This window comes from Neorhizobium sp. BETTINA12A (genome assembly GCF_023006485.1).
Lineage (GTDB): Bacteria > Pseudomonadota > Alphaproteobacteria > Rhizobiales > Rhizobiaceae > Neorhizobium.
Map to the genome: position 1 here is coordinate 12,065 of NZ_JALBGW010000044.1, position 21,170 is coordinate 33,234.

General features: G+C 61.8%; 23 protein-coding genes. 19 read left to right on the plus strand and 4 right to left on the minus strand.

From position 1 onward, the window contains the following. Nucleotides 1-65: 65 nt before the first annotated feature. The gene (locus MOV61_RS13660) at nt 66-527 is read right to left on the minus strand and encodes a GNAT family N-acetyltransferase (protein WP_247136939.1); all 462 of its coding nucleotides are present in this window, start codon (nt 525-527) and stop codon (nt 66-68) included. A gap of 72 nt (nt 528-599) precedes the next feature. After that, on the minus strand, nt 600-1,814 hold the full coding sequence (locus MOV61_RS13665) for an NADP-dependent isocitrate dehydrogenase (RefSeq protein ID WP_038542422.1): 1,215 nt from the start codon (nt 1,812-1,814) through the stop codon (nt 600-602). 227 nt (nt 1,815-2,041) lie between these two features. Here MOV61_RS13665 and MOV61_RS13670 point away from each other — a divergent pair, with 227 nt between their 5' ends. From MOV61_RS13670 to MOV61_RS13725, 12 genes are all read left to right on the plus strand, one after another. Then, nucleotides 2,042-2,572, plus strand: a complete 531-nt coding sequence (locus tag MOV61_RS13670) for a hypothetical protein (RefSeq protein WP_247136940.1) — start codon at nt 2,042-2,044, stop codon at nt 2,570-2,572. A 133-nt stretch (nt 2,573-2,705) separates the two neighbouring features. Beyond that, a complete protein-coding gene (locus tag MOV61_RS13675; RefSeq protein ID WP_247136941.1) occupies nt 2,706-4,697 on the plus strand; it encodes an FUSC family protein in 1,992 nt (663 codons plus the stop codon). A 60-nt stretch (nt 4,698-4,757) separates the two neighbouring features. Continuing rightward, entirely contained in the window at nt 4,758-5,609 is an 852-nt protein-coding gene (locus MOV61_RS13680; RefSeq protein ID WP_247136942.1) for an RNA methyltransferase, read from the plus strand. Beyond that, complete coding sequence (murI, locus tag MOV61_RS13685) at nt 5,593-6,390, plus strand: glutamate racemase (protein ID WP_247136943.1); 798 nt, start codon at nt 5,593-5,595, stop codon at nt 6,388-6,390. The genes MOV61_RS13680 and murI overlap by 17 nt, the downstream gene beginning before the upstream one ends. A 384-nt stretch (nt 6,391-6,774) precedes the next feature. After that, nucleotides 6,775-7,011 (plus strand): DUF1127 domain-containing protein, encoded by a 237-nt coding sequence (locus MOV61_RS13690; protein ID WP_247033301.1) that lies wholly within the window; start codon nt 6,775-6,777, stop codon nt 7,009-7,011. Between the two features lie 294 nt (nt 7,012-7,305). Beyond that, nucleotides 7,306-7,584, plus strand: coding sequence for a type II toxin-antitoxin system RelE/ParE family toxin (locus MOV61_RS13695; protein ID WP_038542436.1), 279 nt, complete (start codon nt 7,306-7,308; stop codon nt 7,582-7,584). 14 nt (nt 7,585-7,598) lie between these two features. Next, complete coding sequence (locus MOV61_RS13700) at nt 7,599-7,886, plus strand: HigA family addiction module antitoxin (RefSeq protein ID WP_038542438.1); 288 nt, start codon at nt 7,599-7,601, stop codon at nt 7,884-7,886. Between the two features lie 86 nt (nt 7,887-7,972). Beyond that, complete coding sequence (locus tag MOV61_RS13705) at nt 7,973-8,611, plus strand: LysE family translocator (RefSeq protein WP_247136944.1); 639 nt, start codon at nt 7,973-7,975, stop codon at nt 8,609-8,611. Nucleotides 8,612-8,634: 23 nt separating this feature from the next. Further along, on the plus strand, nt 8,635-9,006 hold the full coding sequence (locus MOV61_RS13710; protein WP_247136945.1) for a GFA family protein: 372 nt from the start codon (nt 8,635-8,637) through the stop codon (nt 9,004-9,006). A 10-nt stretch (nt 9,007-9,016) separates the two neighbouring features. Next, complete coding sequence (locus tag MOV61_RS13715) at nt 9,017-9,649, plus strand: LysE family translocator (protein WP_247136946.1); 633 nt, start codon at nt 9,017-9,019, stop codon at nt 9,647-9,649. A 12-nt stretch (nt 9,650-9,661) separates the two neighbouring features. Next, nucleotides 9,662-10,069, plus strand: coding sequence for a VOC family protein (locus tag MOV61_RS13720; RefSeq protein ID WP_247136947.1), 408 nt, complete (start codon nt 9,662-9,664; stop codon nt 10,067-10,069). 120 nt (nt 10,070-10,189) lie between these two features. After that, nucleotides 10,190-11,704 carry an ATP-binding protein gene (locus MOV61_RS13725; RefSeq protein ID WP_247136948.1) on the plus strand — a complete coding sequence of 505 codons (1,515 nt, stop codon included), beginning with the start codon at nt 10,190-10,192 and terminating at the stop codon, nt 11,702-11,704. A 4-nt stretch (nt 11,705-11,708) separates the two neighbouring features. On the opposite strand, the gene MOV61_RS13730 is transcribed toward MOV61_RS13725, so the two are convergent. Continuing rightward, nucleotides 11,709-11,954, minus strand: coding sequence for a DUF982 domain-containing protein (locus MOV61_RS13730; protein WP_247136949.1), 246 nt, complete (start codon nt 11,952-11,954; stop codon nt 11,709-11,711). A 298-nt stretch (nt 11,955-12,252) separates the two neighbouring features. Here MOV61_RS13730 and rpsD point away from each other — a divergent pair, with 298 nt between their 5' ends. Next, nucleotides 12,253-12,870, plus strand: a complete 618-nt coding sequence (gene rpsD / locus MOV61_RS13735; RefSeq protein ID WP_247136950.1) for a 30S ribosomal protein S4 — start codon at nt 12,253-12,255, stop codon at nt 12,868-12,870. A 98-nt stretch (nt 12,871-12,968) separates the two neighbouring features. Here the strand turns inward: rpsD and sthA are convergent, their stop codons facing one another. Continuing rightward, a complete protein-coding gene (gene sthA / locus MOV61_RS13740) occupies nt 12,969-14,456 on the minus strand; it encodes a Si-specific NAD(P)(+) transhydrogenase (protein ID WP_247136951.1) in 1,488 nt (495 codons plus the stop codon). A 217-nt stretch (nt 14,457-14,673) separates the two neighbouring features. On the opposite strand from sthA, the gene MOV61_RS13745 reads away from it, so the two are divergent. The 6 genes from MOV61_RS13745 to MOV61_RS13770 form a co-directional block, all read left to right on the plus strand. After that, on the plus strand, nt 14,674-15,414 hold the full coding sequence (locus MOV61_RS13745) for a FadR/GntR family transcriptional regulator (RefSeq protein ID WP_038542456.1): 741 nt from the start codon (nt 14,674-14,676) through the stop codon (nt 15,412-15,414). A gap of 89 nt (nt 15,415-15,503) precedes the next feature. Continuing rightward, the gene (locus tag MOV61_RS13750) at nt 15,504-17,009 is read left to right on the plus strand and encodes an ABC transporter substrate-binding protein (RefSeq protein WP_247136956.1); all 1,506 of its coding nucleotides are present in this window, start codon (nt 15,504-15,506) and stop codon (nt 17,007-17,009) included. Nucleotides 17,010-17,093: 84 nt separating this feature from the next. Beyond that, nucleotides 17,094-18,041 carry an ABC transporter permease gene (locus tag MOV61_RS13755; RefSeq protein ID WP_247136952.1) on the plus strand — a complete coding sequence of 316 codons (948 nt, stop codon included), beginning with the start codon at nt 17,094-17,096 and terminating at the stop codon, nt 18,039-18,041. After that, nucleotides 18,038-18,913 (plus strand): ABC transporter permease, encoded by an 876-nt coding sequence (locus MOV61_RS13760; RefSeq protein WP_247136953.1) that lies wholly within the window; start codon nt 18,038-18,040, stop codon nt 18,911-18,913. The genes MOV61_RS13755 and MOV61_RS13760 overlap by 4 nt, the downstream gene beginning before the upstream one ends. Nucleotides 18,914-18,950: 37 nt before the next feature. After that, nucleotides 18,951-20,735, plus strand: coding sequence for a gamma-glutamyltransferase family protein (locus MOV61_RS13765; protein ID WP_247136954.1), 1,785 nt, complete (start codon nt 18,951-18,953; stop codon nt 20,733-20,735). A gap of 3 nt (nt 20,736-20,738) precedes the next feature. Continuing rightward, nucleotides 20,739-21,170, plus strand: a 432-nt coding sequence (locus tag MOV61_RS13770) for a DUF1028 domain-containing protein (RefSeq protein WP_247136955.1), incomplete at its 3' end; no start/stop codon positions are given.

Consider the following 21,170-nt stretch of genomic DNA (forward strand, 5'->3'; position numbering starts at 1 on the left):
GTCCTCCGGGCAGTGACGTTTATGTTTTGGTGCAGCTTGCTTTTCAATCAAGGTGCCAAGGCGAATTAGAGCGCCTTCCGGTACTGGATGAAGCCGGAGTTTTGGGCGATGCGGTCGTAGAGCCGCCGCGCTGCGGCATTGCTCTCCTGAGTGAGCCAGTAGAGCCGCCCGGCTCCGTTTGCGCGCGCCAGATCTGCCACCGCTTCAATCAGGGCTGCGCCGGTTCCGCGGCCGCGTAGGGTATTCTTGACATAGAGGTCCTGCAGATAACACGTCGATTCGGGCAGCCAGCAGGATCGGTGGAAGATGACATGCGCGATAGCGATCATCTTGCCGGTCTCGTCGAATGCGCCGAGAGCATGCATCGGCTCGGTGGAATCGTGAAGCCGGCTCCAAGTGAGATCGTACATCTCTTTCGGCAACACGGTCTCGTAGAAGCGCAGATAGGCTTCCCAGAGCGGTTCCCAGGCGGTGCGGTCGGCTGGCTCGAGCGGACGGATGATCGCAGGTGTCGTCGTGGCGGTCATGGCAAACTTCCTCACAAAAGAAAACGGCGGAGATTGCTCCCCGCCGTGGAATGATTAGCCGATTTTTCGGACTTAGGCAGCCATGGCCACCTTGAGATTTTCGTCCACCTTGTCGAGGAAGGCGGTGGTCGAGAGCCACGGCTGATCCGGACCGATGAGCAGCGCCAGGTCCTTGGTCATGTAGCCGGCTTCGACGGTGTCGACGCAGACGGTTTCGAGCGTGGCCGCGAACTTTGCAAGGGCAGCATTGTCGTCGAGCTTGGCGCGATGTGCGAGGCCACGTGTCCAGGCGAAGATCGAGGCGATCGAGTTCGTCGAGGTCTCCTGGCCCTTCTGGTGCTGGCGGTAATGACGGGTGACGGTGCCGTGGGCAGCTTCCGCTTCGACGGTGCGGCCATCGGGCGAAAGCAGAACCGAGGTCATCAGGCCGAGCGAGCCGAAGCCCTGGGCAACGATGTCGGACTGGACGTCGCCGTCATAGTTCTTGCAGGCCCAGACGTAGCCGCCGGACCATTTCAGCGCCGCTGCGACCATGTCGTCGATCAGGCGGTGTTCGTAGGTGATCTTCAGCGCGTCGAACTGTTCCTTGAATTCAGCGTTGAAGACTTCCTCGAAGATATCCTTGAAGCGGCCGTCATAGGCCTTGAGGATGGTGTTCTTGGTCGACAGATAGACCGGCCACTTGCGCATCAGGCCGTAGTTCAGCGAAGCGCGGGCGAAATCGCGGATCGATTCGTCGAGGTTGTACATCGCCATGGCCACGCCGGCGCCCGGAGCCTTGAACACTTCCTTCTCGATCACCTGGCCGTCTTCGCCGACGAACTTGATCGATAGCGTGCCCTTGCCCGGGAACTTGAAGTCGGTCGCCTTGTACTGGTCGCCGAAGGCGTGGCGGCCGACGACGATCGGCTTGGTCCAGCCCGGAACCAGGCGCGGCACGTTCTTGCAGATGATCGGCTCGCGGAAGATGACGCCGCCCAAGATGTTGCGGATCGTGCCGTTCGGGCTCTTCCACATTTCCTTGAGATTGAATTCCTTGACGCGGGCTTCGTCCGGCGTGATCGTCGCGCACTTGATGCCAACGCCGTGCTTCTTGATGGCGTTGGCGGCGTCGATGGTCACCTGGTCGTTGGTGGCGTCGCGGTTCTCGACCGAGAGGTCGTAATATTCGATGTCGAGATCGAGATAGGGAAGGACCAGCTTGTCCTTGATGAGCTGCCAGATGATGCGGGTCATCTCGTCGCCGTCGAGATCGACGACCGGGTTGGCTACCTTGATCTTTTGCATGGAATTCCTCTTGGACATAGAAGGGACCTCAAGGTCCCGACGGGTGGACACCAGTGGGTGCGCTATAACATCGCCGGGCCGGAACGCAAAGGCATTGAGGCCATCATATGCGGCTTTTCGCGCGAGAAATCGCGGTGCGTCCGGGCCTGTGGACGATTGCCCTTGCCAAACCACAAAGCCTGATTAATGTCCGGCCAAATCGCTCTCCAACAGCCGGATTTGATGTTATGCGGACCTTGCCGCTTGCCCTTGCCTTTTCATTCATCTCGACCTTCGCTTCGGCGGCTGATGTTACCGATCCGGTGAAAGAGGTGATGAAGATCACCGAGGACAACTGGAACACCGTCGACAGCGAATGGAAATACATCTTCGATGCGGATCCGTTGTCGCGCCTGTTCAGCAAGAAGTTCCAGAGCGCCTATGCGGAAGCCGCCAAACACCCGGCCTATGACACGGAGAACAACCAGCCGGGCGATCCCTTCGGCTACGATGTGGTCACCTCGTCGCAGGACGGCTGTCCGTTGAAGGAAATCAAGACCACCTCGGCACCGGGCGCCAACGGCATGACCGACGTTACCGTGACCTTCAAGATGTGGACCTGCGTCGATGAGGCCGCGGTGAAGGACAGTGTCAACGAACTGCATTTCGACGTCATCCAGGAAGCCGGCAAGCCTGTCATCGACGACATCCACCGCGTCGCCGACGGCGAGCGGGATTCGGTGATCGAAGAGATGCATTCGATCGCCAAGGGCGAGTAACCGTGCCGGTGATCGGGCAGCCCGCCGATCTGTCGATCGTGGCCCTCAGCCCCATGCACGGTATCGCCAAACTTTATCAACGCGATATATTCGCCGGCCAGGAGCGGGTGCCGGCACCCGCCTGGGGTGGTTGATGACGGTTGCCGCAAAGATCCGAGACTGGCTGCTCGCCAACGACCCGGCGCTGTCGCGCCTGCGCATGGCAGGACGGGTGACGCTGACCGTGATTGGCGCGGTGGCCTGCCTAGCGCTCATCCACACGGCCGGTCTGGCGCTGCCGACGATCGCCTACGGGCTTGCGATCATCCTCTCGATCGAAGGAGGTGTCGCTGTCCGCGACCGGCTGCCGTCGGACCAGTTGAAGACGCGGCTGATCGGCGGCGCCGTCAGCTTGCTCTGTGTCGGGCTCGCCGCGGCACTGGAAGACTATCGCTACATCTCCGATCCGATGTTCCTGGTGGTCATCGCTGGCGCTACCGTCGGGCGCGTCTACGGGCCGCGCGGATTTGCTGTCGGCATGTTCGCGTTTACGTCCTATTTCATGGGCGCCTATCTCAAGCCGAACCTTTCCGATCTTCCTTTGGGGGCCATCGGTCCGGTGATCGCGGTCGTCATCGGCCATCTGGTCCGCACCTATCTCCTGCCGGACGATTGGCGGCGCGACCTTCTGCGGTCACTGGTGGCGATCCAGGGCAGGGTGGGCGATATCCTGATGAAGCTCGCGGTTCTATCGAGCGGCGGGATCATCTCGGATGGAGATCGGCGCGAATTGCGGCAGCTCGAGGAGCGGTTGAAGGACGTCGTGCTGATGGCCGAGGGTTTCCTTCCCCGCACGGCCGATGGCACGATCGATCCGGAAGACGAGCCGCTCACGTCTCTCACGATGAAGATCTTCGACGTGCATCTCGCCGCGGAAAGCGTGATCGTGCTCTCCTTCGAGGCGCTGCCGCCCTTCCTGCTCGTTCACGCCCTGATCGAGGGCGACCGGGATATGGCCGAGAAGATCGCAGCCAGCCCGGCGGTCGCCGGCGACGACCGGGTGGCGGAGAATGCCCGCGCTCTAATCTGGCTGCAGACGGCGAGGGCGGCCTTGACGGAAGCCGTCGAGGAAGGGCGGCGCGACCGTTTCCGGGTCATCGAGGATGCCGTTGCCTCGCCGGCCTCGGCAAAGATCGATTTCTCGCTCAAGAACCCGGTGATGCGATCCGCGGTGCAGATCACCATCGCGTCGAGCCTGGCGATGGCCTTTGGCCTGATGCTGTCGCGCGACCGTTGGTTCTGGGCGGTACTGACCGCCTTCCTGATCTTCACAAACACCAAGTCGCGCGGCGACGCGGCGATCAGAGCCCTTCAGCGCTCGATCGGCACGCTGCTCGGCATTGCGGCCGGGCTTGTGTTGGCAACGCTGATCGGCGGTTATCCGCTGGTATCGGCGCCGATCGCAGTGCTCTGCATCTTCCTCGGCTTCTATTGCCTGCAGATCTCCTATGCAGCGATGACCTTCTTCATCTCGATCGTGCTCTGCCTGATCTATGGCATGACCGGCGTGCTGACCCTCGACCTCCTGCAGCTCAGGATCGAGGAAACGCTGATCGGCGCACTAGCGGGAACCATCGTCGCCTTCCTCGTTTTCCCGGCTTCAACACGCTCGACCCTCGATCTCGCGTTGGGGCGCTGGTTCGATGGCCTTCGCGAGCTTCTTTCCGCAGTCAGGGAGGGCCGAAGCGGTTTTGAGATCATCGCGCTCTCTCACAAGCTCGACGCCTCATATCGCGAGGTCACGCTCGCCGCGCGTCCGCTTGGCACCACCTGGTCGGTTGTCAGTCGTCCGGGCCAGGTTCGCCAGACGCTCGGCATCTTCCTCGGCGCTACCTATTGGGCGCGGATCTTCGCCCGCAACGCGGTCCAGGCGGGACACAAGCCGGAAGGCCCTGTGCTGACGGCACTGGAGGATACGTTGGGCAATATCGACGCGCTCTCCGCGCGTGGATCGGAATGTTTCGTGGTGAAGCGTAAGCTGAGCCGCGGCGGCAGCCGCCACCTGCCGATCTTCAAGCACGGCAGTCGCGTTGGCGTCGAAATGATCGGCACCATGCTGGGCAGGCTTTATCCCGCAACGGCATAAGGCTTGCCGATTGCCCCGGTCACCGCTATTGCGGCCTCGGATTTGGATACGGAAACAGAAATGTCAGGCACCAACAGCGAGCGCGAACTTATAGCCGAAGGACCGGCGGTCATCCTGGTCGAGCCGCAGCTCGGCGAGAATATCGGCATGGTGGCGCGCGCCATGGCCAATTTCGGCCTCGCGGAACTACGCCTCGTCAAACCGCGCGACGGTTGGCCGAGCGAAAAGGCTCGCTCCGCCGCCTCCAAGGCCGACCACGTCATCGACGGCACCAAGGTGTTCGAAACGCTGGAAGAAGCGATTGCCGATCTCAATTTCGTTTATGCGACGACGGCGCGCGAGCGTTATGGCTTTAAGCCGGTGCGTTCTCCGGTGACCGCGGCCGAGACCCTGCGCACCAAATTCAAGGCAGGCGAGAAGACCGGCATTCTGTTCGGCCGCGAACGCTGGGGCCTCACCAATGAGGAGGTGGCGCTCGCCGACGAGATCGTCACCTTTCCCGTCAACCCTGCCTTCGCCTCGCTGAACATCGCGCAGGCGGTGCTGCTGATGTCCTATGAATGGATGAAATCGGGCATGGACGATCTTGCCGAGACGGTCTTTCTGCCGATCGAGCAGCGTCCTTCCACCAAGGAACAGGTCATTGGGCTGTTCGAGCACCTGGAAGAGGCGCTGGATGCCCGCAATTATTTCCATCCGCCCGCGAAAAAGCCAAGAATGATCGACAACCTCCGCGCTGTCATCTCGCGGCGAGGTTTTACGGAACAGGAGATCAGCGTGTTCCGGGGCGTCATCAACTCGCTCGACCGTTTTCCCCGCGGATGGTCGAAAAAGCACGGGCCGAAGCCTGAAAAGGCGGATCTGCCCAAAGGGGCATCTGGGGAGAAGGCGGGGAATGACGCAGACGAATGAATCGAAACCCGTGCTGATGTTCGATTCGGGCATTGGTGGGCTGACCGTGCTGCGCGAGGCACGCGTGCTGATCCCGGAACGCGGCTTCATCTATGTCGCCGACGATGCTGGTTTCCCCTATGGCGACTGGGAAGAGCCCGCTTTGCGCGAGAGGATCATCACGCTCTTTGCAAAACTGCTTGACGAATACGATCCCGAAGTCTGTGTCATCTCCTGCAATACCGCCTTCACGCTGGTCGGCGCCGACCTGCGCGAGACTTTTCCGAAGATGACCTTCGTCGGCACCGTGCCGGCGGTCAAGCCGGCGGCCGAACGCACCCGGTCAGGCCTCGTCTCGGTTCTCGCGACGCCGGGCACCGTCAAGCGCGCCTATACCCGCGACCTTATCCAATCCTTCGCCACCCAGTGTCACGTGCGTCTTGTCGGCTCGCAGAACCTCGCCCGCATGGCGGAAGCGTATATTCGGGGCGAGACGATTTCCGACGAGGCGGTGCTGGCCGAGATTGCGCCGTGTTTCGTCGAGAAGGAGGGCCGAAAAACCGATATCGTCGTGCTCGCCTGCACCCATTACCCCTTCATGGCCAACGTGTTCCGCCGGCTTGCCCCCTGGCCGGTCGACTGGCTCGATCCGGCTGAGGCGATCGCCAGGCAGGCACGCCGAAAAGTGCCGCTGATCGAGGGCGCAGAACATCCGGATAACTACGACTTCGCCGTCTTCACCTCCGGCAATCCCGACTTCGCCACCCGCCGTCTGATGCAGGGTTTTGGGCTGAGGGCCTGAGCGCCAACGAGCAATGTGGCTTATTTGCCACGGTTTTTCCGTGATGACTGCAATTCGCGATTGTGCGCTTGCTCATCGGACGATCTCGTGTATTATTTATCCATTCCGCAAATCGAACACAGGAGGCGTGAAATGAAGTCCATTACCATGTATATGCGCCTTTCTGGCGGAACGGCTATTGTGGCCTCGGTGTCTCGCACATCGATGCCGGCCGGCATGTGTTTCCAGGCTGTATAAGGCTGGATTTCCGCCGCTTTTGGCACTTTTCCCATTGATCTGACGTGACCGGCTGACGACGCGATTTACCGTGTTTCCTCGTCCGCATCCGCACGTCTTTCTTCATCTCAGAGGACCTGGTCGCAACATGCGCCGGGACGGAAAATCATGCGTGAATCACAATTTATGGTTGCTGATACCCTTTCGGCTGCGGTTCATGAACTCTGCCGCGAGCATGGCGTCTGGAAGACTGCTGGCGCACTGCTCCTGGCAGCCTGGAGGCGTCGTCAAGAACGGAACCAGATCTCTGATCTTTCCAACCGGATGCGCCGCGATGTCGGTTTCCCCGAACTCGAGGACGACCGCCGAAATGTCCGGTTCACCCTTTGGGACATCCGGCTGTGAAAGGACTGAGATGGGTCCCCGGCGGGACTTCCGCCGGGGCCTCTCGTGGAGGATTCTATGGCTGGAGCTGAAAGAATGACAGCCGTCTTCCGCAAGCTTTGCCGTGACGATATGGCGGCCGCTGCGAGCGTTCACCGTACTTCCTTCGACGAGCGGCTGCCCTGGTTGGCTCAGCTTTACACACCGGAAGAGGATCGCGGATACTGGAGAGGGCATCTCTTCCCGACATACGACTCCACCGCCGGACCGCATAGTCAAGCTTGTATCGCGTTGCGATACGCGATACGGTGAGCCATGATCGTCAGCTTCCGGCACAAGGGACTCGAGGCTTTTTACCGTTCCGGTACGACGAAAGGCATTCAGGCCGCTCATGCGGCTAAATTGGCGCGTATTCTGGGCCTGCTCGATGTCGCAGTCAGTCCGGAAGATTTGAACTTGCCTGGCTTCAAGCTGCATCCGCTCAAAGGAAACCTGAAAGGCCATTGGTCGATCTGGGTCAACGGCAACTGGCGGGTGACGTTTCGTTTTGTCAGCCCGGACGTCGAACTCGTCGATTATCAAGATTACCACTGAAAGGAGCCGTAACGATGATGAAATCTCCTCCGCACCCCGGTGAGCTTCTGCGCGAGGACGTGCTTGTCCCGCTCGGTCTGTCGGTGACGGAAGCGGCGACGCGTCTCGGCATGTCACGGGTTGCTCTGTCGCGCGTGCTGCATGGACGCGCAGGGATCAGCCCTGATCTGGCGGTCCGCCTGGAACGAGCGGGCGTCAGTACTGCCCGCGCATGGTTGTCGATGCAGGCGAATTATGACCTGGCGCAGGCCATGGAACGCGAGCAGCCGCCGGTTCGCCCGCTGGATACCAAGGCGGCTTGATCGCGAAAGCGATGCCTGCCAAGAACCCGCTTGCAAACTGAAAAAAACAATGGCTTGCTCCCTTTATTCTATTGAGGAGCATTCGCATGTCACTTGAACACTGGCTCGCTTTCGTCGCCGCTTCGTCGGTTCTCCTGGCCATTCCGGGGCCGACGATCCTGCTCGTCATTTCTTATGCGCTGAGCCATGGCCGCAAGGTGGCATCGGCCACCGTCGCGGGCACGGCGCTCGGCGATTTCACGGCGATGACCGCTTCCATGCTCGGGCTCGGCGCTCTGCTTGCGACCTCTGCTGCGCTCTTCACCGTGCTGAAATGGGTGGGTGCCGCCTACCTCATCTATCTCGGCATCAAGCTCTGGCGTGCCCCGGTTTCCGCACGGGCCGCCGATCTCGGCGAGGCCGAAGTGACGTCGGTAAAGCCGTTCAAGATTTTCCTGCACACCTATGTGGTCACCGCGCTGAACCCGAAGAGCATTGTCTTCTTCGTGGCTTTCCTGCCGCAGTTCCTGGACCTCAGCCAGCCCCTGTTCTTCCAGATGGTGGTCTTCGAAGTGACCTTCCTGGTGCTCGCAACCCTGAACGCCACGCTCTACGGCCTGCTGGCCTCGATGGCCCGCAACACGATCCGCAAGCCGAAGGTCCAGCGGATCGTCAACCGCACCGGCGGTTCGCTGATGATTGGCGCCGGGCTGTTGTCGGTCGGCTTCAAGCGGGCAGCCGTCTGAGCGTCGTCAAGGAGGAGCAACTGATGATCACCGGGCGTTGCCATTGCGGCGAGACCGTTTTCGAGATCAAGGGTGAACTGCCGCAGGCACTCACCCGCTGCACCTGCACTTACTGCTCAAGGCGCGGCGCGCTCCATGCCTATTACGAGCCGGCGCAGGTGAAGGTCACGGCCAATGCTACGAGCGACAAGGTCTATCGGTGGAACACCAAAACGGTGGCGCATCATTTCTGCGGCACGTGCGGCTGCACCACCTATAGCGACAGCCCGGATTTTCAGCCGGACGGCACGTGGGATGGCAAGACCCGGCGTATCGCTATGAATGCACGGCTATTCGATGATTTCGACGCGGAAGACTGGCCGCACACGGTCATCGACGGCCGGCACCTCTGGTAGGAGAAGAGCGATGAGTGACATTACCCTGCTTGCCTTTGCGATCGTCGCGTTCATTGGCATCGCCACACCCGGGCCGACCGTTCTCTTGGCGCTCACCAACGGCTCGCGTTTTGGTCTGCGCCGTGCGCTGCCTGGCATGGCCGGTGCGATGATCTCCGATTTCGTGCTGATCGGCGCAGTGGCTCTCGGCCTCGGTGCGCTGCTGGCGGCCTCCGAATTCTGGTTCTCGGTCGTCAAGTGGCTGGGTGCCGGTTATCTCGCGTTTCTCGGGTTCATGCTTCTGCGCTCGAAAGGCTCGCTTGACGTAACGGCAGGCGCTGCTGCCGCCGGTTCGGGTTCCGCGACGTCAATCTTCCTGAAGAGCTTCCTCGTCGCGGTGACCAATCCCAAGGGATACCTGTTCTTCTCGGCTTTCCTGCCGCAGTTCATCGTGCCGGATGCGCCGCAGTTTCCGCAATATGCGATCCTGGCGCTCGTCTTTGCGCTGATCGATTTCGCGGTTATGTTCGCCTATGCGCTGCTCGGCTCGCGGGCGGTGCATCTGTTGAAGAAGAAAGGCGCGCTCTGGCTTGACCGGCTCTGCGGCGGCGCGCTTCTGGCGCTCGCGGGGTCTCTGGCGCTCTATCGAAGGGCCGCTTCGTAAAGGAAGAACCCGATGTCTGGTCCAGTGAAATCCGTCCGGCCCTTCCTGATGTTCCAGGGCGGCACCTGCGAGGAGGCGATCACCTTCTATACGTCAGTGCTGCCGGCAGGTAGGATCAACGACATCAGGCGTTACGGCCCGGGCGAGGCGGGGCCGGAAGGCAGCGTGTTTCGCGCCACCTTCGAGGTCGCGGGCCAGCAGGTGGTCTGCATCGACAGCCCGGTAAAGCATGTCTTCGATTTCACGCCGTCCTTTTCCTTTTTTGTGGAATGCGGGGCCGAAGAGGAGCTCACGCGGCTGGCCGAAGCTCTGAGCGAGGGCGGGATGTTCCTGATGCCCACCGACAATTACGGGTTCAGCCGGAAATTCTGCTGGCTTCAGGATCGTTTCGGCATGTCCTGGCAGCTCAATTTCGAGTAGCTCCTAAAGGCCTGTGCATTTTCGATCTTGCCCGGCGAAACGAATCCCGATCTCTGTTAGAGTTCCGGAGTCGCGGCTTCCAACGGTCACCGCGAAGAGACAGCATACGAGGTAAGTGCATTGCAGGTCGGCATCGATATGGGAATTGTGTCCGGGGGCGATCCGGCCAAGCTCGATATCGAGGAGCTTCTGGCGACGCGTCTGCTCGTCCAGGGAAATTCCGGCTCCGGCAAGTCGCATCTCCTGCGCCGCCTTCTGGAACAGTCCGCGCCTTGGGTGCAGCAGGTGGTGATCGATCCGGAAGGCGATTTCGTCACGCTCTCTGAAAAATTCGGCCATGTCGTGGTCGATGGCGAGCGCAGCGAAGCCGAGCTTGCCGGCATCGCCAACCGCATCCGCAAGAATCGCGTCTCCTGCGTCCTGACGCTCGAAGGCCTCGATCTCGAAGAGCAGATGCGCGCCGCCGCCGCCTTCCTCAACGGCATGTTCGATGCCGATCGCGAATACTGGTATCCGGTTCTGGTCGTGGTCGACGAAGCGCAGATGTTTGCGCCATCGGTCGGCGGCGATGTGTCGGAAGACGCCAGAAAGCTTTCGCTCGGTGCAATGACCAACCTGATGTGCCGTGGCCGAAAACGTGGCCTTGCCGGCGTCATCGCGACCCAGCGGCTGGCAAAGCTCGCCAAGAACGTCGCGGCCGAAGCCTCGAACTTCCTGATGGGCCGCACCTTCCTCGATATCGACATGGCGCGTGCCGCCGACCTGCTCGGCATGGACCGCCGCCAGGCGGAAATGTTCCGTGACTTGAAGCGCGGCAATTTCGTCGCCCTCGGCCCGGCACTGTCGCGCCGTCCGTTGCCGATCGTCATCGGCACGGTCGAGACCTCGGCGCGCTCTTCGAGCCCCAAGCTGATGCCGCTGCCGGATGCGCCGCAGGACGTCGAGGACCTGATTTTCACGCCGGATCCGGAAGAATTCACCCGGCCGATGGTCCGCCGTGCCCCGCCGGCGCCGCGGCCGACGACGGATATCCTGGCCGAACTGTCGCGCTCGACGCCATCAGCGGTGGCGGCACCGCAGGAGCCGCGTGTCGCCCAGCTGGAATTGTCCGCCGAAGAGCGCGAAGAACGGTTGTCCGCCGTCCTGTCCGAAATTCTCGACGATCCGCAATCCGCCTACCGGACGGATTCCGTCCTATATCAGGATTTTCTGGTACGCGCCCGGATGCGGCGCCTGCCGGGTCCGCCGCTCTCGCTCAGTGAATTCCGCCGCCGCACGGCAATCACCCGTTCCGGCGTCGACGTGGAAACCGCTTCCGGCGAGGCCTGGGGGACAGCGCTGTCGCTGTCATCCGGCGTTTCGGATGACCTGCAGGGCGTTTTCCTGCTGATGGCGAAGGCGGCGATATCAGGGGAGCCGTGTCCCTCGGACGCGCGGATCGCCCGCGCCTACGGCACCCATTCGGCGCGTCGCGCCCGCCGCCTGCTCGGTTATTTCGAGGAACAGGGCCTGATCGTCGTGCATGCGGACTTTTCGGGCAAGCGCATCGTTGCCTTCCCGGATCTGCAGGCGGAGACCGCGCCCGGCAGTGCCGATGCGCCGGATGAGGGCGAGGCGAGGGCCGCTGCCGAATAGGTGGTCAGTGGATGTGAAAATGCGCTTCCACCGCCGCGGCGATAAAGGCGCGCCGGGCTTCCGAAGGCCTCGACTTTCCCTTCAACGCCTCGTCGCAGACCTGTTCCGCCAGATGATGCTGACTGCCGTGATAGGCAGGCCAGAAGCGATCGAGGACGGTCTTCGCTTCGCGTACCGTCTTGACGGTGCGGACCATGCCGGTTTCGGGATTCTCGATCCTAATCGGGCTGTTCCAGAGTTTCGAATTCATGACACGACACCTCCTTTCCTTAAGATGGTACGAACCCCTTGTCCCGTCAAAAAAGCCTGCAGACAGCCTTGCCGAAAGGTTAAGAGACCGGTGTAGTTGACATTCCTGTGACATCCGCCTAAACACCGCGCCAACGCCGGGCCGAAAGACCCGGTGTTTCACTGACATGTCCCGTGGTTTTCTCCGGACGCTTTCGTGAGAGACCTGTCAGAGCTCTTAAATCAGGGCTCAGAGGAGGGCGTGTTTCCTTGATCCGGCTTGGCAACAAGTCGGTGTAACCGTTTGATAAGGAAATACGATGAGCAAGCGCGAATCGTCCAAATACAAGATCGACCGCCGTATGGGCGAAAACATCTGGGGTCGTCCGAAGTCCCCGGTGAACCGCCGCGAATACGGTCCTGGCCAGCACGGCCAGCGCCGCAAGGGCAAGCTTTCCGACTTCGGCGTGCAGCTGCGCGCCAAGCAGAAGCTCAAGGGCTATTACGGCGACCTGCGCGAAAAGCAGTTCCGCTCGATCTATGACGAAGCCAACCGCCGCAAGGGCGACACTTCGGAAAACCTGATCGGTCTGCTCGAATCGCGCCTCGACGCGATCGTCTACCGCGCCAAGTTCGTTCCGACGGTCTTTGCTGCCCGCCAGTTCGTCAACCATGGCCACGTCACCGTCAACGGCGTTCGCGTCAACATCGGTTCCTACCGTTGCAAGGCCGGCGACGTCATCGAAGTCCGCCAGAAGTCGAAGCAGATGGTTACGGTTCTCGAAGCCGTTTCGCTCGCTGAACGCGACGTTCCGGACTATATCGAAGCCGACCACAACAAGATGGTTGCCACCTTCGCCCGCATTCCGGGCCTGAGCGACGTTCCTTACGCCGTCATCATGGAACCGCAGCTGGTCGTCGAATTCTACTCGCGTTGATGAATTGCCCTTCGGGGCGGTTCCGCAACACCAAAGAAAAGCCGCCTTTCGGGGCGGCTTTTTTCGTCTGATTGGACGGCTTGGCGAGAACTACCGCCTCACTTGGAGGCGGCTTTTTTCTTCTCGCTGGCAGGTTCCGTGGTGGTCGCGGTCGTGTCCGTGGACTGGGAGGTTGCGACCGGTGCTTCCTTCGGGCCTTCGCCCATGCGGTTCCAGGCGTCGAGGCCGGCGATCTTGTAGGCTTCGGCGAGCGTCGGATAGTTGAACGTGTTCTCGACGAAATATTCAACGGTGCCCTTGAGGTTCAGGACCGCCTGGCCGATGTGGACGAGTTCGGTCGCACCTTCGCCGACGATGTGGACGCCGAGCAGGCGGCGGGTCTTCAGCGAGAAGATCAGCTTCAGGAGGCCGGTATCGAGGCCCATGATGTGGCCACGCGAGGTCTCGCGGAAGCGGGCGATGCCGCATTCATAGGGGATGCCGCGCTCCTTCATTTCCTCTTCGGTGAGGCCGCAGGTGGAAATTTCCGGCACGGCATAGATGCCATAGGGGAAATATTTCTGCGGTTCCTTGGCGATTGCGCCGACGGCGACGCGCGCCGCGACGCGGCCCTGTTCCATCGAGGTCGAGGCGAGGCTCGGAAACCCAACGACGTCGCCGGCGGCATAGATGCCCGGAACGGAGGTCTCGAAGGTTTCCGGATTGACCTTGAGGCGGCCTCGGCTGTCGGCCTCGAGGCCGGCTGCGGCGAGGTTCAGCGTATCGGTTGCGCCCATGCGGCCGGCGGCGAACAGCACCATGTCGGTAATGATCTGGCGGCCGCTGTCCACGTGCACCATAACCTTGCCGTCCGGCAGCCGCTCCACCTTGTCCGCCTTCTGGCCGAGCAGCAGCTTCATGTTGCGGTCGCGCAGTTGGTAGGTGAAGTCTTCGACGATTTCCTTGTCGATGAAGTCGAGCATGGTCGATTTCGGATCGATGACGGTGACGGCGGTATCCAGGGCACTGAAGATGGTCGCATATTCGATGCCGATAACGCCGGCGCCGATGACCACCATCGAACGGGGGAGTTGCTCGATTTCGAGCAGCTCGTCGCTGTCGAGAACCGTCTTGCCGTCGAAGGGCATGTAGTCGGGACGGAAGGGTTTGGTGCCCACCGCGAGCAGGATCGACTTGCCCATGACGTGCATGACGTCGCCGTCGTCCTTGGCGATTGCCATCGTGTCGGGCGTGACGAAAGTCGCCTTGCCACGGATGCTCTGGACGCGGTTGCGGGCAAACTGGTGTTCCAGCACCTCGACCTCGTGGTCGAGCGTGATCAGCAGGCGACGACGCAGGTCCTCCGCACTGATCTCCTGCTTGACCCGATAGGCCTTGCCGTAGAAACCGCGCTCGCGCCAGCCGGACAGGTTGAGCGCCGTTTCGCGCAGCGTCTTCGACGGGATCGTGCCCGTATGGACCGATACGCCACCGACCCTCTTGCCCTGTTCGACGACCAGAACCTTCTTGTCGAGCTTGGCTGCCTGGATGGCCGCGCGGCGACCGGCCGGTCCGCTGCCGACGACGATGAGGTCGTATTGGTTCATGGGATGCTCCGCTCCGAATCTGACGGCTGCCGCAATGCGGCAGCACTCACGAATCCCTTTGTAGCCGCCTATTCTAAAGTTTTGATTGCGGCCCGTCCAAGCCTTGATTTCAATCTGTATGCATCAATTTTGTGCACTGCAAGAATTGCCGAAAAATTAACTTGACGGAGGTTGGGAAATGCCGTCCATTCGGACCAATCAGAAATTGGTACGATAAATGGTACAGGACAAAGCCGGCGAGGCTCATGACAATTCGAGCTATGCGCTGGATCGCCTGAGGGAGCTTTTAAGGGCGGGGGAATTCGGTTCTGAGGGCCGCCTGCCGACCGAACGGGCGTTGACCGATATGCTGGGCATTAGCCGGCGCGCGGTGCGACGTGCACTCGAGGTGCTCGAATCCGAAGGCCTCATCTGGCGCCGTCAGGGCTCAGGCACCTTTATCGGCGAAAGGCCGAGTGAGTGGAGCAACCACGTGGGCGCAATCGTCGCCGGCACGGACTTCATGGAGATCATGGAAGTCCGTCTGAGGATCGAACCGCAGCTCGCCCAACTCGCGGCCATGCGTGCCAAGCCGGCGGATATCGTCAAGATGCAAGAGATCGCCTTGAAGATCATCGAGAGCAGCGATGCCGACGCCCGCGAATTGTGGGATGGAACGCTGCACCGGTTGATCGCCCAGAGCGCCGGCAACCAGCTTTTCCTGTCTATCTTCGACGTCATCAATCGTGTCCGCCAGGACGAGGCATGGCGGGCGATCCGCGAGCGCGCCCGTTCGAGCGGCGACGCGGTCAACATCTCGTTTGCGCAGCACAAGACCATCATCGAGGCGATCGCCGAACGGGATCCGGTACGGGCAGGGGAGGCGATGCGCGAACACCTGCTGATGCTTCAGGAGCGGCTCATCCGCGCGACGTCCCTTGGCTCCGTGGAACAGGGGTCGCTCAGCGAAGCAAGCTGAATGGCCGCCATGCGGCCCACCACCAGAAGCCGGAAACCGGCCAAGACTAAAAACAGGAACCTAAAAACAAGAGAGGAATGTTCATCATGATGCGACTTACCAAGCTTACGACCGCGCTGCTGGCCGGCGCACTTTTCGCCTTTCCGGCGCTTGCGGTTGATTTGCGCATTGGCCTGCAGGACGATGCCGACGTTCTCGATCCGGCCCAGTCCCGCACCTTCGTCGGCCGTATCGTCTATACCGCCCTGTGCGACAAGCTGGTCGACGTTTCACCTGACCTGAAGATCGTTCCCCAACTCGCCACCGAGTGGAAATGGTCCGCCGACGGCAAGGAACTGACGATGAAGATCCGCGAGGGCGTCAAGTTCCATGACGACACCCCGCTCGATGCCGCCGCCGTCGTTGCCACCATCGAACGTAATATGACCCTGCCGGAATCTCGCCGCAAGAGCGAACTGACGTCCGTCGCCAAGGTCGAGGCATCTGGTCCGCTGGAAGTCAAGTTCACGCTGAAGGCACCAGACGTGACGCTGCTCGCCCAGCTCTCCGACCGCGCCGGCATGATCGTCTCGCCGACCGCTGCCAAGGCGCTCGGCGCCAATTTCGGCTCCAAGCCTGTCTGCGCCGGCCCGTTCAAGTTTGTCGAGCGCGTCCAGCAGGACCGCATCGTGCTCGAAAAATTCAAGGATTACTGGAACAAGGACAAGATCTTCGTCGACAAGGTCACATACCTGCCGATCCCGGATACGACCGTGCGCCTTGCCAACCTGCAATCGGGTGACCTCGACTTCATCGAGCGTCTGGCTCCGACCGACGTTACCGCCGTCAAGGGCAATTCGGGCCTAAAATACGACGCGACCGTCAACATCGGTTATATGGCGCTTTACGCCAATATCGCCAACGGTCCGCGCGCCGACAACCCGTTCGGCAAGGACAAGCGCCTGCGCCAGGCCTTCTCCCTTGCGATCGACCGCGACGCCATGAACCAGATCGTTTATGAAGGCACCGCCGTTGGCGGCAATCAGCCGTTCCCGCCGAATAGCCCGTGGTTCAACAAGGCAATCCCGGTTCCCGCCCGCGATGTCGCCAAGGCCAAGGCTCTGATCAAGGCCGCCGGTTTCGACCGTGTCCCCGTCGAATTGCAGATCCCCAACAATCCGGTCGCTCAGCAGATGATGCAGATCCTGCAGTCGATGGTTGCCGAAGCGGGCTTCGACGTCAGCCTGAAGTCGACCGAGTTCGCGACGCTGCTCGAAGAGCAGACCCGCGGCAATTTTCAGCTTAGCCGCTCCGACTGGTCCGGCCGCGTCGATCCGGATGGCAATATCCATCAGTTCATCACCTGCAAGGGCGGCATCAACGACGTGAAATACTGCAACCCGGACGTCGACAAGCTGCTCAATGAAGCGCGCGCCTCGACCGACGACGCGGTCCGCAAGCAGAAATACGATGCTGCGGGCGTGATCCTCAATGAAGACATGCCGGTCATCTATCTCGGTCATCAGTCGTGGATCTGGGCCTACAAGAAGAACGTCACGGGTTTCGTGCCCAATCCTGACGGCATGATCCGCCTGCAAGGCGTCAAGAAAGGCTAAGCCTCCCGTGCCGCATGGGAGTGGACCCATGCGGCACTTTTCCGCATCGCTTCGTAACAATGTTGCTCAACGGGGGACGGCGTCATGCCTGTCTACATCGGAAAGCGTCTGCTGGTCGCCATACCGACCTTGCTGATCATCTCCATTTTTGTCTTTTCACTGCAGAAATTGCTGCCCGGCGACCCCATTCTGGCGATGGCCGGCGAGGAACGTGACCCTGCGGTCATCGAATTCCTGCGCGACAAATACCGGCTGAACGATCCGGTCGTGGTGCAATATTTCTATTGGCTCGGCGGTGTGCTGACCGGCGACTTCGGCATTTCGCTGCGCACCAACCAGCCTGTCCTGGAACTGATCTTCCAGAAGCTGCCGGTGACGATCCAGCTTGCCGTGATGGCGATGTTCTTCGCCATGCTGATCGGCATACCGATCGGCATCCTGGCGGCGGTCAAGAAGAACACGTTCATCGATTATATCGCTAACGTGCTGGCGCTGACCGGCCTGTCGATCCCGAATTTCTGGCTCGGCATCATGCTCATCCTGTTGATCTCGGTACAGCTCGGCTGGCTGCCGGCCTCCGGCTTCGAGTCGATCTTCGTCGATCCCGTCCGCTCGCTGCAGACCATGGTCATGCCGGCCTTCGTGCTCGGCAATGCGCTGGCCGCGACGCTGATGCGCCATACCCGCTCGGCGATGATCGGCGTACTCAGTGCCGACTATATCCGCACCGCCCGCGCCAAGGGCCTGTCGCCGCGCGAAGTGGTGCTCAGCCACAGTTTCCGCAATGCGCTTCTGCCGGTCGTGACGCTGTCGGCGCTGCTGTTCGGTGAACTGCTCGCCGGCGCGGTGCTGACCGAACAGATCTTCACCATTCCGGGCTTCGGCAAGCTGATCGTCGATGCCGTCTTCAACCGCGACTATGCGGTGGTGCAGGGCGTCGTGCTGTGCACGGCAGTCGGCTTCATCCTGATGAACCTCATCGCCGACGTTCTTTATGTCCTGCTCAATCCGCGTCTGAGGGCCACCCTATGACCACGATCGACCAAGCGCCGCCGGTTGCGGCAGCCAAGCGCGACAGGAGCCGCGCCTGGCGAAAGATGAAGAAGAACCGGAGCGCGCTCGTCGGCGCCGTCTTCGTCCTGTTCTTCGCAATCCTCGCGGCGAGCGCGCCGATCCTGCCGATCATCGATCCCGTCGCGACGAGCTGGACGGCGATCCGCAAGGCGCCCTCGGCCATGCATTGGCTCGGCACCGACGATCTCGGCCGCGACATCCTGTCCCGCATGATCTGGGGCGCCCGGGCATCGCTGATGGCCGGCGTGTTCTCGGTTGCTATAGCGGTCGGCATCGGCGTGCCCTTCGGCCTCGTCTCCGGTTATTTCGGCGGCTGGGTGGACATGGTGATCTCGCGCATCACCGAGGCGCTGCTCGCCATGCCCTTCCTGATCATGGCGATCGCGCTCGCCGCATTCCTGGGCCCGAGCCTGATGAATGCGATGATCGCCATCGGCCTGTCCGCCATGCCGATCTTCGTGCGGCTGACCCGCGGTCAGGTCCTGGCGGTCAAGACGGAGGATTATGTCGAAGGCGCACGCGCCGTTGGCCTGAACCACTTTGAAATCATGACCCGCTACATCCTGCCCAACGTCTTTGCCCCGATCATCGTCCAGGCGACGCTGACGATCGCAACCGCGATCATCGCCGAGGCGAGCCTTTCCTTCCTCGGCCTCGGCCAGCAGCCGCCGGCCCCGTCCTGGGGCTCGATGCTGAACGTTGCCAAGAACTTCCTGAGCCAGGCGCCCTGGATGGCGATGTGGCCGGGTGCGGCGATCTTCCTCGTCGTGATTGGTTTCAATCTCCTGGGCGATGGCCTGCGCGATGCGCTGGATCCCCGCGAAGCATGATGACCGCGCGAAGCGTGATGTGAAAGGACCTATACCCATGACTGAATTCACCACACGGCCGGAAATCCTCGGCACGTTCGGGGTCGTCACCTCGACCCACTGGATCGCCTCGGCCGTCGGCATGGCGATCCTCGAAAAGGGCGGCAATGCGTTCGATGCGGCTGTCGCGACCGGCTTCGTGCTCCAGATCGTCGAGCCGCATCTCTGCGGCCCGGGCGGCGACATGCCGGCCATCTTCTACTCGAAGAAGAAGGACAAGGTCGAAGTCATCTGCGCCCAGGGACCTGCACCGGCCGGCGCGACGATCGAGCACTATACGTCGGAAGGCCTGAAGCTGATCCCCGGCGACGGGCTGCTGGCGACCGTCATCCCCGGCGCCTTCGACGGCTGGATGCTGATGTTGCGCGACTACGGCACGATGAGCGTTCGCGACGTGCTCGAGCCGGCGATCTACTACGCCGAACAGGGCCACCCGATGCTTGCCCGCGTTTCCGCCACCATCAAGGGGCTTGCTGGCTTCTTCGAGACAGAGTGGCCGACATCCTACGCGACCTGGCTTCCGGGCGGCGTGGCTCCCGAAGCGCAGAGCAATTTCAAGAACCCGGTTCTCGCCGAAACTTGGAAGCGCCTCATCGGCGAGGCCGAAGCCAAGACCGGCCGCGAAAACCAGATCGAGGCCGCCCGCGACGCCTTTTACCGCGGCTTCGTGGCCGAGGCGATCGACCGTTATGTCTCCACGGCTGAGGTGATGGATGCGAGCGGCGCCCGCCACAAGGGCGTGCTGACGGCAGACGACATGGCCAACTGGCACGCGACCGTCGAGGCGCCGCAGACCTATGACTATCACGACTGGACCGTCGCCAAGACGCCGGCCTGGGGGCAGGGGCCAGTGCTCCTGCAATCGCTGGCGCTGCTGAAGGGCTTTGACCTCTCGGCGATGGATCCGGCCGGACCGGATTTCGTGCATATTGTCGTCGAGGCCATGAAGCTCGCCTTCGCCGACCGCGAGGTCTATTACGGCGACCCGGATTTCGCGCAGATCCCGACCGAATACCTGCTCTCGGAAGGATACAATGCCGAGCGTCGCAAGCTGATCGGCAGCCAAGCCTCGCTCGAACTGCGGCCAGGCCGCGTGCCCGGTTACGACCACCAGTTCGACCTCACCATGGGCATGCTGGCGGAAGTCAGTGGCAAGGGAGCGGTCTACGAGCCGACCATGTCGCATCTCACCGAAAAGCGTGGCGACACCGTGCATATCGATGTCATCGACCGCTGGGGCAACATGGTCTCGACCACGCCGTCGGGCGGCTGGCTGCAATCCTCGCCGATCGTGCCTGGCCTAGGTTTCGCGCTGAACTCCCGCGCCCAGATGTTCTGGCTGAAGCCCGGCCTGCCGACTTCGCTCGAGCCGGGCAAACGTCCGCGCACGACGCTCACTCCGTCGCTGGCCCTGCATGAGGGCCGTCCGACTTTGGTGTTCGGCACGCCCGGCGGCGACCAGCAGGATCAATGGCAGTTGCCGTTCTTCCTGCGATACGTCCACCACAAGCCAAACCTGCAGGCGGCGATCGACATGCCGCTCTTCCACACCACGCATTTTCCCGGCTCCTTCTATCCGCGCACCAGCCAGCCGGGCCACATCATGGTGGAGAGCAATATCGGTGCCGACGTGCTCGCCGAGTTGCGCAGCCGCGGCCACCAGATCACCGTTGCCGATCCTTGGAGCGTCGGCCGGCTGACCGCCGCACGCCGCGACGCGGACGGATTGTTGCGGGCAGCTGCAACGCCGCGCTTGATGCAGGCCTACGCGGTTGGGAGATAAGCCATGACCTGGTCGATCGTCGCACGCGACCCCGCGACGGGTCATTTCGGCATTGCCGTCGCCAGCCGCTTCTTCGCGGTCGGCGCCGCAGTGCCGCATATCAAGGGCAGGGTAGGCGCCGTCGCCACCCAGGCCTTCGTCAGCCCGCTCTACGGCACGGATGGACTGAAGCTTCTGGAAGACGGCAAGAGCCCGCAGGAGATCATCGAGGTGCTGACGGCGCGCGATGATGGCCGCCGCCAGCGCCAGTTCCACCTGATCGACGCCCATGGCCGCAACGCCGCGTATACCGGCGAGATCTGCGTCGACTGGGCGGGCCATCTGGTCGACGACAACGTCTCCGTCGCCGGCAACATGCTCGCCGGGCCGCAGGTGATCGCCGAGACGCTTAGGGTCTACAGGCAAAAGGCGGACGAAGGCGCGCCGCTCGCCGAG